Annotated in this window: 12 protein-coding genes and 1 pseudogene; 8 read left to right on the forward strand and 5 right to left on the reverse strand. The window is 41.8% G+C overall.

Translation table 11 applies throughout. The features are described from left to right. Nucleotides 1-144 precede the first annotated feature (144 nt). Nucleotides 145-2,367 carry a GspE/PulE family protein gene (locus tag OPS28_RS04200; RefSeq protein WP_265608197.1) on the forward strand — a complete coding sequence of 741 codons (2,223 nt, stop codon included), beginning with the start codon at nt 145-147 and terminating at the stop codon, nt 2,365-2,367. Here the strand turns inward: OPS28_RS04200 and OPS28_RS04205 are convergent. Then, complete coding sequence (locus OPS28_RS04205) at nt 2,364-3,104, reverse strand: sugar-binding protein (protein WP_265608198.1); 741 nt, start codon at nt 3,102-3,104, stop codon at nt 2,364-2,366. The genes OPS28_RS04200 and OPS28_RS04205 overlap by 4 nt on opposite strands. A 306-nt stretch (nt 3,105-3,410) precedes the next feature. On the opposite strand from OPS28_RS04205, the gene OPS28_RS04210 reads away from it, so the two are divergent. The 3 genes from OPS28_RS04210 to OPS28_RS04220 all read left to right on the forward strand — a co-directional run bounded on the left by OPS28_RS04210 (nt 3,411) and on the right by OPS28_RS04220 (nt 6,461). Then, nucleotides 3,411-4,520: a hypothetical protein gene (locus OPS28_RS04210; protein ID WP_265608199.1), complete on the forward strand. Its 1,110-nt coding sequence runs from the start codon at nt 3,411-3,413 to the stop codon at nt 4,518-4,520. 121 nt (nt 4,521-4,641) lie between these two features. Further along, a complete protein-coding gene (locus OPS28_RS04215) occupies nt 4,642-5,037 on the forward strand; it encodes a hypothetical protein (RefSeq protein ID WP_265608200.1) in 396 nt (131 codons plus the stop codon). A gap of 134 nt (nt 5,038-5,171) precedes the next feature. Beyond that, on the forward strand, nt 5,172-6,461 hold the full coding sequence (locus OPS28_RS04220; RefSeq protein WP_265608201.1) for a PDZ domain-containing protein: 1,290 nt from the start codon (nt 5,172-5,174) through the stop codon (nt 6,459-6,461). A 247-nt stretch (nt 6,462-6,708) separates the two neighbouring features. Here OPS28_RS04220 and OPS28_RS04225 read toward each other — a convergent pair whose 3' ends face one another. Then, entirely contained in the window at nt 6,709-7,005 is a 297-nt protein-coding gene (locus OPS28_RS04225; RefSeq protein ID WP_265608202.1) for a hypothetical protein, read from the reverse strand. 256 nt (nt 7,006-7,261) lie between these two features. On the opposite strand from OPS28_RS04225, the gene OPS28_RS04230 reads away from it, so the two are divergent. Continuing rightward, a complete protein-coding gene (locus OPS28_RS04230; RefSeq protein WP_265608203.1) occupies nt 7,262-9,424 on the forward strand; it encodes an Ig-like domain-containing protein in 2,163 nt (720 codons plus the stop codon). A gap of 167 nt (nt 9,425-9,591) precedes the next feature. On the opposite strand, the gene OPS28_RS04235 is transcribed toward OPS28_RS04230, so the two are convergent. Continuing rightward, complete coding sequence (locus OPS28_RS04235) at nt 9,592-10,464, reverse strand: hypothetical protein (protein WP_265608204.1); 873 nt, start codon at nt 10,462-10,464, stop codon at nt 9,592-9,594. Nucleotides 10,465-11,221: 757 nt separating this feature from the next. Between OPS28_RS04235 and OPS28_RS04240 the strand changes: the two genes are divergently transcribed. Then, the gene (locus OPS28_RS04240) at nt 11,222-11,590 is read left to right on the forward strand and encodes a hypothetical protein (RefSeq protein WP_265608205.1); all 369 of its coding nucleotides are present in this window, start codon (nt 11,222-11,224) and stop codon (nt 11,588-11,590) included. 73 nt (nt 11,591-11,663) lie between these two features. Here the strand turns inward: OPS28_RS04240 and OPS28_RS04245 are convergent, their stop codons facing one another. Further along, nucleotides 11,664-12,014 (reverse strand): hypothetical protein, encoded by a 351-nt coding sequence (locus OPS28_RS04245; RefSeq protein ID WP_265608206.1) that lies wholly within the window; start codon nt 12,012-12,014, stop codon nt 11,664-11,666. 34 nt (nt 12,015-12,048) lie between these two features. Further along, nucleotides 12,049-12,351 (reverse strand): annotated as a pseudogene (locus OPS28_RS04250) (IS3 family transposase); the annotation flags it as partial. Between the two features lie 19 nt (nt 12,352-12,370). Here OPS28_RS04250 and OPS28_RS04255 point away from each other — a divergent pair. Further along, a complete protein-coding gene (locus tag OPS28_RS04255; protein ID WP_265608389.1) occupies nt 12,371-12,676 on the forward strand; it encodes a hypothetical protein in 306 nt (101 codons plus the stop codon). A 487-nt stretch (nt 12,677-13,163) separates the two neighbouring features. Then, the gene (locus OPS28_RS04260; protein ID WP_265608207.1) at nt 13,164-14,120 is read left to right on the forward strand and encodes a tyrosine-type recombinase/integrase; all 957 of its coding nucleotides are present in this window, start codon (nt 13,164-13,166) and stop codon (nt 14,118-14,120) included. The last annotated feature ends 218 nt before the right edge of the window (nt 14,121-14,338 follow it).

Consider the following 14,338-nt stretch of genomic DNA (forward strand, 5'->3'; position numbering starts at 1 on the left):
TGTTAAAGATGTAGACGCGTGTTGTAATTAAACAGTACGATAACCTTAAATCGCACATCAAATTGAAAACTGGAAATAACATAGGTAAACCACATCGGGTAGCTGTACGTTTAGACCAGTTAGAATGAGCAAAGAATTATTTCTATGATAGAAAATACAGCCAATCAGCAAAGCCTTGACACGATCAATTCGATTTTGGCGGGCCATTCATCGTTAATGGATGCATACCAACAACTAGAACCCGTTATACTCAAGCTGTTTGGCGCACAACGAATGAGCATATTTCAGCGTCGGCGTCAGCATCAGGATTTAGTAGCGCGCTTTAAAACGGGTAAAGAGACCCTGGAAATTAAGGTTCCCATTAGTCCGTTATCAATCGCTGGCTATGTGGCGCTAGCTCAGTTACCCCTGATGATTGCTGACCCTTACGACTCTAACGAATTAGCACAAATCCATCCACGACTGCGCTTCGCAGACAAGTTCGATAAATCCAGCGATTTCAAAACCACGAATATACTTTGCGTTCCTATTTTGAATGCTGGGGTAATGATGGGTGTGATGCAAATCATTAATAAGCGATCAGGTTCGTTTGATGACGCCGATTTAGAGCTAGCCAAGCAGGTTGCAGAAATCATAGGGAATAAATTTCGTTACGAATTGGGTGGTACCAACCATCCCTTTGACTTGTTGCTTCATGAACAGACAATCAGTGAGAAAGCACTTAAAGATGTGGTAGAAAACTCAAAGGATCATCGTCACGCCATTCAGCGTCTTATATCAGAGGTTCGGATTCCCGAACAAAAAATTGGTAACTCCCTTTCTATACATTACCAAGTGCCATTTGTTCCTTTTCTACCAGAAAAATTCCACCTCTACCAAAGTGACAGTAAGCTCAATCTTTCCTATCTAAAACGCAATTTCGTTGCGGTAATCGCCGATGTCAGAGATAAGCCTATTGTCTTAATGGCTGAACCTAACAATGCAGCATTAATCATGGAAATTGAAAGTGCATTGGGTATCGACAGCTACGATATTGCAGTAGGCCTACCTAATCATATCTTGCAATATTTGGGCGAAAGTACGGGGGGTGGCGCGCCGGGTGAAATGAGTGAAATTCTGGACGAAATTGGGACGTCTGTAGAGGAAACGGAAGAATCCCACGATGAGCTTTCAGATGATGCGCCAGCCGTGGTCAGACTGGTTAGCAGAATTCTTCATGATGCCAAGCGGCTGAATGCCTCCGATATTCATGTCGATCCAGAAAAAAATGGCCCAACCCGCGTGCGAATGCGAATCGACGGTGTATGTCGTGATATGAGTCAGGTTCCTAATTCATATCACAGTGCTGTTATTGCGCGTATTAAAATAATGTCCAACCTGAATATTGCGGAAAAGCGGGTTCCACAGGATGGGAAACTTGCCTTTAGAATGGGTGGTCAGTTAGTTGAAGTGCGGGTCGCGACTATTCCTACCGTAGCGGGTGAAGGCGTGGTAATGCGTATTCTGGCTTCAGGTGGGGCCATGCCGATTGAGAAAATGAACCTGGCTGAAAGTAACATGGTTCGCCTTAAAACCATGATCCAGAAACCTCATGGAATTTTACTGGTAGTAGGCCCGACTGGTTCAGGTAAAACCACCACCCTACATGCTGTACTAGGATATTTAAATACACCTGAAAAGAAAATCTGGACTGCTGAAGACCCAGTGGAAATTACTCAAGCAGGATTACAACAAGTTCAAGTCAGTCCCAAGATTGGTTTTACTTTTGCTAACGCCTTACGCGCTTTCTTACGAGCCGACCCCGACATCATATTGATAGGTGAGATGCGAGACAAAGAAACCGCGCATGCAGGTATTGAAGCTTCATTAACCGGTCACCTTGTGCTCTCAACTTTGCATACCAATTCCGCACCAGAAACCATTACCCGATTACTGGATTTAGGTTTAGACCCTGTGAACTTCTCGGACGCGTGTGTAGGAATTCTCGCCCAGCGCCTTATCCGTACGTTATGTGGGAAGTGCAAAGAGAAATATCAAGCTACTGACGACGATATCGCTTTTATTGAACGCCAGTATGGCAAAGAATATCTTGATGAACTTAGCTTGCCTAAACCATTGCAGATCTACCGCGCAAAAGGTTGCGATGAATGCGGTGATACAGGTTACAAAGGCAGAACAGGTGTGCATGAATTATTAGGTATGACGCCCGAACTACGTTCATTGGTATATAAAGAAGCGAGCGTATCTGAGATGAAAATACAGGCCATGCATGATGGCATGCGAACGTTGGTACAGGATGCTATTTATAAAGTGATAAAAGGTGATACAGACTTGGCCCAGGTTCAAATTGTGGGGGGAGGCGATTAGAAACGAACAATACGTTTCGTTAACGTCACTTTACCAAATACAGAAGCGTCTTTATAACCTAAGTTTTTATCACCATTAATGGCGATAATCGGATGCGATCCCATAAAATGTTCGCGGGTCGCACTGCCGTCGTTGTCGCAATACGCCAGCATAAAACCGAGCTCTTTACCCACACTTAACTTAACCGGTTCGACCGGCGCATCAACTGAATAAGTATCAGGGAATATTCGTATTTTGGCTTCCCAAATAATATGGTAGGGCGGATAACTACTTCTTCGCCATGCTGATTCAACATGGTCATTGAGTAGTACGACCCTGGCCTCTTCCCCTAAATCGACCACGTTTCCGTCAAGCGCGACATGGTAAGCAAATGCATTAAAGTTTGCTAAGTGGTCTCCGCCAGAAGCATCTTCATCGACAAAAATCTCTAAACAATCGTCATCCCAATAATTAACTAAAGGGTCCGGATGTCGGTCATAGATGACATCATCAACAATCTCGGCCATTAAAAATAACGCATCTTCATTCCACGCTAATTTAAAACGTCCCCAGAAATCGTCTTTGGTTGGAACCGCGCCGACTATGTGGTGGTTAAGCGAGTGCCAAGGAGCAGTTTGCCATACTGGCTCGGCCGCCACGCCATCGATGATAATCGGCGTTACCGTGTATTCGTTATCTAATGCATTGGCATACATAGGTAAAAAAATAAATACCCAAAAAGGTGTAAAGTTTTTCACAGTTAGTCCGATAAGAGTTGTATAGGGTTTAGTTGTTTATTTAGTCAATTAAAATCCAGGTGCGTAAAAATTACACAACATCGCGTTTAACCAGCCTTTCTACGCGGCACACCATCATTTCATATCATAATAAAAAGTAAAAAATATTGCTGTATATCTATCTAATAAGGTAGCGCATCCTCAGGATAGATCATTAATTGTTAGGGGAAAAAAAGCGTAGGGTTTTGGTACGAATTATGCACTAATTAGTATTGAGACAGGTATGAGGCTTAGCAATTAACTCGCAATTGCGGGAGAGGAGTGATCATGACAATCAATCGTCTACCCCCGAATGCGATTGAGGAAGTACGTGCAATCGCTAATGAAACACGACCGCGGCAAGTGGCTGCTCAGGATACGTTCACCCAGGACGATGCTGATGCGGTAAACCTTGCTTTGCGCCAACGGTTAGACACTTTGCGTGACCGCCAGATACAGCGTCAAAATGAGCTGGAAGAGTTACGTCGCGAACAACAAACACGCTTGGACGTTCAACAACGAGAAGATCGTCAGTTAGCGCGTTCACGAGAAACTGAGCAGGAACAGCAGCAAACGCAACAACAGCAGACCCAGTTGTCGGTAGAAGAGCGCCGCGCTCGTCAGGAAAGGATTGAAGAACAGGTTGCGTTGCGCGAAGCCTTTCAACAACGTCAGTCTGAACAGTCAGAACGATTGCAACAGCAACGAGAAGAACGGATTGAAGAAGCTGTGCAACGTCGGGAAGAACAACAGGCTGAGCGTAGGGAACAGGCTGAAGAACGTGAACAACGGCTGGAAGAACGTTTAGAACGTGAAAGAGAGCGTCGAGAAGAGACCCAAGAGAGAATAGAGGCACGTGAAGAACGCCAGCGAGAACGTCGTGAGGAAATTCGTGAGGAAGAAGAGCGTCAAGAGCGCCGGTTAGAGCAGCAACGTTTGGAAGAAGAACGCCTGCAGGAAAGAATTCTTGAGGAACAGCGACAAGAAGAGTTGCGTTTAGAAGCTGAGCAACAAGCGCAAAATGTTCAGCAACAACTTCAACAAGATCAGGAGCAGCTTGAGCAAATCATCGAAGCACAACGCCGTGCATCTAGAGCTCAACAAGAAGCACTAGAAGAAGCGTTGCAGGAAGAAGAACGTCTAGAAGAGTTCAACGAAGAAGAACAACTTGAAGCGCAAACTTCTGATGAGCTGCTAGAAATATTGCGCGAAGAAGCACTAGTGCTACAGACTATTCTGGAGCGGCAGGCGGCTGAAACTGACAACTCGGATTTGAATAACCAATTAAACACCGTACAGACTGACTTACAACAAGAAGTGGAAGTTAATGCGAGACGTCGTCAAAACTACCAACCCGCGTCGGCCAGGCTGGGTAATTTCATCGACCAACTGAGTTAACTATATTTCTGGGGCTGCATTCGCAGCCCTTTTAATTACCCCGCCAAAAATCACTGTTATCTAATGCGTTGAATATGGTTAAATCTACCCTATTAATTGGCTGCAAGATTTCCAGCTTACAATGTACAAACTATTTATTTTATCGATAACTATTTTTCTACTTTCCGCCTGCGGTTCGTTACCCGATAAAGGTACGTTAGCCAAAGAAGATTTTGGCTCCTACCCAGACAACTATGAGCTCACAATAAAAGCCTGGTACAATAAAGCCGAGTCACACCCCACATCCATTTACATCAACTACATCACTAAACCAACGCGCTATTGGTTAGCCAATAAAATTGGCGATGCGTGGTACGGTTATTTAGTGTGTGTCACCATCGATTCTAAAAATCGGCTGGGCGCTTATTCCGGCTTTAGACGGGATGCCTTCATCCTTCAAAATGAAAAGGTAGTTAAATATATTAAAGGCGGGTCATGGTGGGGAGAAGAGTTATGTTCCGCTAAAAAAATAATTTAACTTCAAAAAACATGCACAAATATAGCGGTTACCCCCACCACTTCACAAAGAATTCACGAAGCTAAATGTATAAAGTAAGAACTGAAAAGTAATAGATAGACTTACACTTACCCACATAAATATGGACTTACCAAATGCATAAACTTGCTGCGTTACTCATCCTTTGTTTTACGCTGGTGTTAAGCGGGTGTAATGTAGCGAATCATATTCGTATGCGATTCGCTAACGATGACTTAACGGCAAATTGGCCATCTGGTTCAGATAGTATTTTAATAGACACTCAGTATATTGGGGAAAAGCCGCATGTTTACCTCTCCCTGAATGGTCAAGAGGGCTTCCTATTCTTAATCGACAGTGGCGCGTCAATAAGTTACATCATGGACACGCCTAAAATTAATGCATTGAATCTGGATCGCGGTTTTGACTTGAAAGTTGAAGGCTGGGGAGATGAAGGTGGTTCACACGCCTATCAATCTATCATTAGCGATATGTCCATTTCGAGCGTCAGTTTTAATAATGTGAGTGTCGGATATTTATCCCTGACCAAAACACCTTACTTTTTAATCCCTGAAGAATCGATTATTGATGGCGTACTAGGCCATGACATTTTGCGCCACTTTGTGTGGAAATTTGATAAACAGCAGAATGAAATTGAGATTAGCCAGTCATCCTATGAACCGCAAAATGGCGATACAGTTATCGATTTTGACGAAACTATAATGAGTAAGCTTGCTATTCAAGCTGAATTCAATTTAGGCTCAGACATATCTTTACAACGGGAAGTGTTGATTGATACTGGCAGTAGACATTTTTTTAAAGTAAATAGAACTTACTTAGAAGAAGAAGACATCTCTTTAGATTTACCGTTAGTTAAGGCCGCTGACTTTGGCTTAAGCGGCTTGGCAGAGCACGATAGGGTTACGTTGCCTAGCATCACTATTGGCGATCTGACGTTAACGAATGTTAAAACCAATCTGATAGAAAGTGAAGACGCTGACGACTTTTGGGTAGTAGGGAGCGCTACATTAAACCAGTTTGTTAGTGTGATAGATTACCAGGCGAATAAATTAATATTACGCCCCTATAAAAATGGACAATTCACCAGTCGATATAATCTGTTAGGGCTCGAATTAAGAAAACTCACTTCTGGAGAGTTTATTGTTCGCTACGTTATGCCCGACTTGCCATCCTCCGAACATGATTTTGAAGTAGGCGACTTTATCACTTCTATCAACAACACAGCCACCCCCAAAATTAGCACGGAAGAGTGGCTTAAATTGACCAATGAACCCGGTACATACAAGATTTGCAGAAAGCGCGCGGAAACGGATTCACAAGCATGTTTTGTGATAACAAGCGTCCACGTACCCGGCTATTCATCCGCCTATACGTCTAGCGAAAACGTAAGGTTATTAACTCAATAGGTAAAACAACCTGAAAAATCTACGATAACTAAAGAGGCTGAACCTATTATTTATTGTTTTTCAGCTACTTGCTTTATTTCTATCTCTTATTTTTTTTGAGACTTAGGACCTAACGCTCTAATGATAGACAGGGGTTTGCCACTAAAATGACCTCAGCAAAGCCGCGAGTTTAGGGCGGCTAAACGCTGCGACGAAGGAATTCGGCAGAACATCAGGCGGCCTTATAAAAAGAACCGTTAAATTTACATTACTTTACCACTTGATGAAGATACTTTCTGACATCGCCACTTTCATCATTTGCAGTCTTGATTTCAAGAATGAATATAAAAAGTGGAAACAAACCTATAGCAGCGTTCCAACTAAACATAAAAAATAATATTGAAGCAGGAATACCACACCAAACTAATACACCTAGTAGACGGCTAGTCAATTTCACAGGTTTATCTTTTCGATATAACTTAACAGCGCGATTAACGACTTGGACTTTCTCTCGGTATTTAAGGTTTTTTAACCGTTTATCACGATAGAGCTTAAAATAAAACATAGAACCTGCCTGGAGATCTAACTACCGCCCTCACTTGGGCAGATTGGGTTACGCTCATTTCTACACCAGTAACACTAAGTTAGCGGTTAGCATTCTACAAGCACTGGTTCATGTATTATCGACAGTTAAAGAAATTAAGGCGTTATGTCGATAGTGACGTTTAAAATTAGTTTGACAACCCTATCAACTTGCTTAAAATTCAAGCATTTTTTACAATACCCTCCTCTGGAGTTTTTTAATTAGGAAGTAGTTTTGCATGATGCTTAAGCCGATATGTTTACTGGCGCTTTGTTATATTGTTTTGGGATGTGGGGGTTCTGCGGGCGATTCGGGCTCTACCAAAGAAGATTCTGAGTCAACTCCTCCGTTACTTGTTAGTCCCAAACTGCTCACTTTCTCACCAAAACAAAACGCTTATTTTGTAAAACCTGACGCGACTATCAAGGCTACTTTCGATATCGATGTTAATCCTGAAACGATAGAAAAGGCGTTTTCTATCTCCCCTTCGATTTCAGGAAGTCACGCTTATAATATGTCTACCAAGCAGGTTACTTTCACTCCAGACGAAACGTTGGCGTATTCCAAGCAGTTCACCGTAACATTTAATACAGCATTGGAAAGCCAAAGTGGCGGCAAGCTAGAAGAGCCGATTTCAATCCGTTTTACAACGGCAGGACAGGCCGACCCAATGGTAACTACCGAGGGTAGAATTACTGTTGCCGTGCTTGACATGTCGAGTCGCAATGGTGAGTCAAAATCAGATTTCAACTCACTTTCTCAGGCATTAAATATTGCAGGCGTCACATTTAATAGTGTCGAAGACATTGATAATATAGAACAACCGCAAATCTTATTTGTTACCTCCTATTTAAACAACGATACCTTAAGCGATAGAGAAAAATCATTGCTTAGAGAGTATGTGCAAAATGGCGGTACTCTTATCGCCCGTACCGTCAAAGATGAAGCGCTACTTTCACTTTTTGGTGTTGCCGCTTATGCTACCAGTACTAATCATACAAGCATTACCTTTGAGCGTTCAGTGAACGCCTCCATTTTCAAATATATTGATTCCCCAATAGAGCACTCCATAAGTGTTGGCAAAACGGGCCAACCCAGAAGTATAAATTCTATAAGCTACTCACCCACAAGCGGTGAAACAATAGCAAGATTTAACGACACCAAAGCTGCCTTTATTCGTAACCACGTTGTTGATGGAACGGCATATCTGTTGGGTGTGTCATATAACGATCTTGTTCAACGTAATTTTTATAATTTAGACTATTCAGCCCAGCGCGGCGGCTTAAATGAGCAGGAAAATTCGACTGATACTTTCATTCTCTTCCTGCGAGCGATCCTGGAATCTCATCTTCCAAACTTTGTCTGGAAACATTCAAGTCCAGGCAATTCACAATCCACACTACTGGTTACACACGATATAGATTCACAAACTGGTGCAGAATTAGCCGCGAACTTTGCCAGTTTTGAAAAGGAAGCGGGTATAGTGGCGACTTTCAATGTCACCACACACTATATTGACGATGCAATAGATGGTGACTATTACAGTATGAATGTAGAAACCTATGAATCTATTCTTTCACATGGTCATGAAATAGCGAGCCATAGCGTCGGACATTTCAGAGATTTTGATGATGGTAGTACCGTGCCAAAAGGTTCTTTCGGTAATTCTGCGGCGTCATACCTTCCGTATAATAATGGTGAAGTTACGACTGGGGCCACAGTATTTGGTGAGCTGGAAGTTTCTAAAACGTTACTCCAAAACGATTTACACGAAACTATCCGAGTATTTCGATCGGGTCACTTATTATGGAACAGACATCAGGCCGAAGTATTAGAAAAGACAGGGTATAGATATGACAGTTCTTTTAATGGCCAAGATTCTTTAACAAGCTTCCCGTTCAGAATGCCATATGATAAAAAATTGTCTGCCGAACTTTCATCGATTTATGTGTTCCCTGTTACTCTTTCAGACGCCATAAGTAGCGACGTTTACAGCGATGTCACAGTTCAAAAGTGGCTGGATGTATTCAAATTAAATCACGCGAATTCATCTCCTACAGTGCTACTTATTCATCCAAATAGAGAAAGTAAATTAGAGGAATTAAAGGCTTTCCATAAAAAACTACCCTCTGATACAGCTACTTTGGGGATGGAAGAGTTTGGGGATTTTTGGCGAGCAAGGGAGTCCATTGGCGTAGCGTATTCGATTAAAGATAACACAATGCACGTGGCGCTTGATGAGCCTCTCAACGCTCTTCCTGACGGATTCAGCATTATCATTAATAAAGGCTCACTTCTTCATAACCTAATCGTAACGGACAGCACAGAGGCGCATCTATTATTTGATGCAGAACTACTATCACTTGAAAAACTGGTTATTTACAATTTCCGAAGCGAGTAGAATCTTAGCGCTGTCCCATAATATTTTGGACGCACGCATTCGTTCAGCAGCCGACTTTAAACTCACTGGCTTGCTGATTACCTAGGCTGAATTAGGTATATTTCAGCTCGAATAAGCTTGGTTACCTGGGCTATTTTTCGTAACTAAGCCAATAATTGAAATAATTTTTAGCTATGAAAGGCTCGCTCCGCGTTGGCTAATTCAGCCTTCAAATCTTCCCTAATTATCACTTCGTGGGAAATGTCATGAAACGTTCCGAATAACCGGACGCATTCTCCTGCGACAAACTCGGCCATTCCGTTTGCTTTTACCCAAATAGACTTATTTTTTGCAGTCACCACCTCCAGCTCAAGCTGCCATGATTCCCCCGTTGTAATAGCGTCTTCTACTGCTTTGGATATGGCCTCTCTACTGTAACCTTCTTTGTAGAAATTGATGGCAGTTTCCAAATTGGGGACATAATCTTCTGCGACTTCATGAATAGCCTTTGTCTGATCACTCCACATAATTTGGTTAGTAATAAGATCAACTTCCCACGTCCCTACCCTTGCTAAACGTTCAAATTTATTCAACATCTCAATACGCTGTTGATAGCGCACAAGGACTTGCTGATAGGCCACCTCACTTCCATACCACTTGGCAAACATCTCTATGTAATCTTTGAGCTTTTCAGGAAATTTACCTGCTCGTTTAGTAGAAGAAAAAGCAATGACACCAAAAATATCTAGTTCCTGAAAAATCGGCGTACCGAGAAAAAAATGGTTCTCGCGGCTATCGCTATGGTCGCCCGTAGTGGTGTCGCCCTCTTCCAACACATTCTTACAAAAGGACTTTAGTGGGAAACGTAAACTATCTACCTTTTGGTGTGGTAAGTCGCTCTCAATAAATAATATCGAAACCTCAGACCAATCAATGTGGGCTACCATTCCCACATCGACATTGAATACCTCCTGTCCCAGCTGCAATAGAGAAGAAACCTTAGTGTCAAAGGTAAGGCTTTGATCATAAACAATGCTATGAAAAGCGGGTATGTATTTCATTCAACGCTCACTTTCATTAGAAATTCGCTGTCCTCAAGAGTAGTTTCAATACGCAAACTACGGCAAATTCTTAACTTTTATCGGTGTATCCAAAGTGTAGATGAAACATGGCTACTTGCCACAAGGGTAAACCTTGGCAAAGTGGAAAGAACGAACAAAGTATGTTCTTTTGCCAACTGTTATATGTCTTGAAACACCTCACTTGAGCCGTAAGATTGCGTGACACCGTGCAACGGCACCGCCACTGTCGAATTACAAGATCAAAAAAGCCCCGCGAATGCGAGGCTTCTAAGAATGGTGCCCAGATGCGGGATCGCAACGCGCCGCGCAACGGCACCGACACGCGGAATTTCAATCCTTTCAGGCCATGTGCGAATGACGACACCCCTTGATTTCACTGGCCTGCGGAGCTTTATTTTTGTGACAAGGTGCTGTGACAAAGCAAAAAACCGTCACACTTTGTCACTTCATAAAGACATCAAAAATCTAAGATTTCTTACTTGATTAGGCAATTACTAATGTAACAGAAATAAATTTCCAAACTGACCGAAACGATTGTAAACGACTTTAAAGTTTGTAGCGGCATTGACTAAAGGTTTACCGTCGAATAACCACAACATTTAAAGAGACTGTCCACTTCACCCCATAATTTCCATTGAAAAGTAATCCACTCCTTTGCGTAAAGCTTGAATCTCTACCTAATGCACTGTGTTTTCGCTGAAATACAGTCCATTGAAAACCTATTAAAGAATTAATAATGCGTTTAAAACTATTATCAGCTATTGCGCTACTATTTATTTTTTCCCTCTATCCAGAGGTTGTTGAAGCATATGGGCGAGGTGGAAGAAGAGGAGGAGAATCCTTATTTTTCGTACTACTAATCCCCTTTTTTATAGCTTCTATTGTAGGTTTTATAAATAAAAATTTTCCACGGGTTTGGGACGTTTTACTTGGGTCTATTTTGCTATTCTTTGCCACATTCTTTTTTGCAAGTATTTTAGAGTGGATAGGTATTCTAGAAAACGAGGAAATTATCCCCGCAACTCTTTTCATTTACTTTGTTATTTTATTCGGGCCGTTTGTAATGAAGAAAATACGAGCAATCTTAACGTATAAGCTGTGGTAGCCTAACGTCTTTTATTTATAAAAACATTTAGTGCTTGATATTGTGAAAATTGAAATAACTAGCTGGAGAGATTTTAATCGTTATCTAAATCTATATCGCTAAAGTCCAATAAGTATGACTCATCAGTCATATCTGTCTGACCAACCATATAAGAAGTTATTTCTGCCTCTCCAACAAATATTGCTGAACCATCGGGAACTGGCGCTCTGTACATTCCAGCCTCCTCTAATGTGCCGTTATGTGCGGCAATACAGGCCCCATTAGAAATTGCTTCCTTAATTTCATCAACACTATTGCACCAATAAATTTTTTCCTGACATACATTACATTGCTTGATTCGCTTGACCCTATCAATGGTCTCCATTTCGTGCCATCTTTGCTTACAATCAACTTTTATATTGAAATTAGACTTTACTTGAGGCATTGCAATTTCCTTCTAATGAATCGACACCATTAATCTAGACACTTTCTAGCCGTTCGTTATATCGCTTTTCATACTCTACTGGCGAAAGTAGATCATTGAAACCATGTTTTCGTTTATTGTTATAAAACGTCTCTATGTAATCAAAAACTTCGCTTTTGGCATCGTCTCTTGTTAAATATACTTTTCGTTTAACTCGCTCGCGTTTCAACAACTGGAAGAAACTCTCTGCAACCGCATTGTCGTGACAATTGCCTCGTCGGCTCATGCTGCCTTCCAATCCATTTACTTGTAGAAAGTGCTGCCAATCATGGCTAGTGTATTGGCTGCCTTGGTCAGAAAGCCGTGATCTGATCCCTATGAGTTCAAACCAATTCGATTTATTTCCGAATTTCACTTCCCACAATGCTACTGAACAAAATTTGCTTAAACTTGCTTACCACTCCGGCATGAGAAAAGGAAATTGCCTTGAGGGTATAGATATATTCCGCATCTCAATAGTTGATGGACAAGAAACTAACCTTAAAAATGCGAGTTTCGTCACACTTGGCGTAAAAGCGATGAAGGGTAAGAAAACGGTACAGATTCACCTAACATCACCTATGAAAGAAGTAATTTTAAACCAACTAGAATATAGAAAAAAAACAGGGGATTACTCATACTAATTTATTTGCGTTAGACGATTGTGGGAAAACAATAGAGTTTAATAGGACACGCTGGAAGGAAGGTCTTGAAATTGCGGGCGTATACACAGCATTGAGATTTCATCATTTTAGACACAATCGCGCTAATCAACTTTTATTGGAGGAGCAACCTTTGAAGAAGTCAGCCAATAACTAGGATTAGCAAGCGTGAAAAAGGTTGAGCATGTTTACGGGCACTGTAAGTTCACAGAAAATGCAGTTAAAATTAACGAAAAAGCACCCACTATAATTGAAAGCTAGCTTTACCTTTCAGAATCATTAATGTTCTCCGTTAAAAAAAAGGACTAAAATGATATACAAAAAAGACAACTAAAAATTCTGGTTCACCAAATTTCAAATCACTTTCGCAAGTAAGATTAAGCGACTTCATTGCAGTACCCATTAAGCCGTAAAGTCTAAAGCTGAAGCGTTTGAACACCGCCTTAGGGAACATACACTTCAAGCTTTAATGCGCTCTGAAGATTCTTGTGGAAGTTGGAACGAGGCACTCTTGCTTTACGTTGACTCTAGACAAACTAATAAGACTATTCACGAGAAAAAGAAGAAACTGGAATGGTGGTCTTTGCACCTCGCAGACAAATCGTTAACAGAAATAAACTCTAAGCTAATACTCACCACCCTAGCAAACAAGACTGGCATATCTCTGGCGACAAAGAACCGCTACATAGCCAAAATCAAAAGCTTTCTAAATTTCATCCACAAAGAACTGGAATGGATTGAACGTGTTCCTCACATTAAGACTTTTAAAGAGCGTGAAAAAAACTTTTATAAGTTAACAGAAAAAGATTCTGCTCGACTTATTGATAACGCTCCCCCATTTCTACAACCGATTATCATCTTTGCGCTAGCCACAGGTTTTCGTGCGTCAAACATTACTGGATTGAAATGGAATCAAGTTAATTTAAATCAAAGGATGATAAAAGTTGATGCGGACTCACACAAAAGTGGCTCTGCATTCCTTGTACCTATGAACTCACTTGTGCATGAACTGCTGACGTCGCTCCACAAGACACGAATTTCTAAAAATGTTTTTACAAACGAGAGCGGACAACCAAACAACGATTTGAACAGGCGAATATGGGCACGGGCAATCAAAGCTGCTGAACTTGAAGGGCTTCGCTTTCATGATCGCAGACACATTTGGGCATCGCGCCATGCGGAAAGCGGTACTGACCTATTAGCAATTAAAGAATTGGGTGGTTGGAAGACACTAGAGATGGTTCAACGTTATACGCATCCATCGCTAAACTATCTGTCGCAGCAGGCGAATAACATAGTGAAAAATGATTTGGAGGACTTTGTCACAGAGTTGAGTTGTGACAATCAATGGTATAAAAATACAAAAAGACAAGGCCCGAAAATGGAAAAATCTGATAACTTTCAGCAAGTTATCAGGTTTAAATAATGGTGCCCAGAGGCGGGATCGCAACGCGCCGTGCAACGGCACCGACACTGTCGAATTACAAGATCAAAAAAGCCCCGCTAATGCGAGGCTTCTAAGAATGGTGCCCAGAGGCGGGATCGCAACGCGCCGTGCAACGGCACCGACACTGTCGAATTACAAGATCAAAAAAGCCCCGCTAATGCGAGGCTTCTAAGAATGGTGCCCAGAGGCGGGATCGA

Origin of the sequence: Alteromonas sp. ASW11-130, from assembly GCF_026183735.1 — a bacterium.
In the GTDB taxonomy this organism is placed as follows: Bacteria; Pseudomonadota; Gammaproteobacteria; order Enterobacterales; family Alteromonadaceae; genus Alteromonas.

Excerpts from the sequence above, each read along its gene's own strand:
- OPS28_RS04220 (WP_265608201.1), top strand. The coding sequence starts at position 5,172 with ATGCATAAACTTGCTGCGTTACTCATCCTTTGTTTTACGCTGGTGTTA.
- OPS28_RS04200 (WP_265608197.1), top strand. The coding sequence starts at position 145 with ATGATAGAAAATACAGCCAATCAGCAAAGCCTTGACACGATCAATTCG.
- OPS28_RS04240 (WP_265608205.1), top strand. The coding sequence starts at position 11,222 with ATGCGTTTAAAACTATTATCAGCTATTGCGCTACTATTTATTTTTTCC.
- OPS28_RS04225 (WP_265608202.1), bottom strand. The coding sequence starts at position 7,005 with ATGTTTTATTTTAAGCTCTATCGTGATAAACGGTTAAAAAACCTTAAA.
- OPS28_RS04235 (WP_265608204.1), bottom strand. The coding sequence starts at position 10,464 with ATGAAATACATACCCGCTTTTCATAGCATTGTTTATGATCAAAGCCTT.
- OPS28_RS04255 (WP_265608389.1), top strand. The coding sequence starts at position 12,371 with ATGAGTTCAAACCAATTCGATTTATTTCCGAATTTCACTTCCCACAAT.
- OPS28_RS04215 (WP_265608200.1), top strand. The coding sequence starts at position 4,642 with ATGTACAAACTATTTATTTTATCGATAACTATTTTTCTACTTTCCGCC.
- OPS28_RS04260 (WP_265608207.1), top strand. The coding sequence starts at position 13,164 with ATGCGCTCTGAAGATTCTTGTGGAAGTTGGAACGAGGCACTCTTGCTT.
- OPS28_RS04210 (WP_265608199.1), top strand. The coding sequence starts at position 3,411 with ATGACAATCAATCGTCTACCCCCGAATGCGATTGAGGAAGTACGTGCA.
- OPS28_RS04230 (WP_265608203.1), top strand. The coding sequence starts at position 7,262 with ATGATGCTTAAGCCGATATGTTTACTGGCGCTTTGTTATATTGTTTTG.
- OPS28_RS04245 (WP_265608206.1), bottom strand. The coding sequence starts at position 12,014 with ATGCCTCAAGTAAAGTCTAATTTCAATATAAAAGTTGATTGTAAGCAA.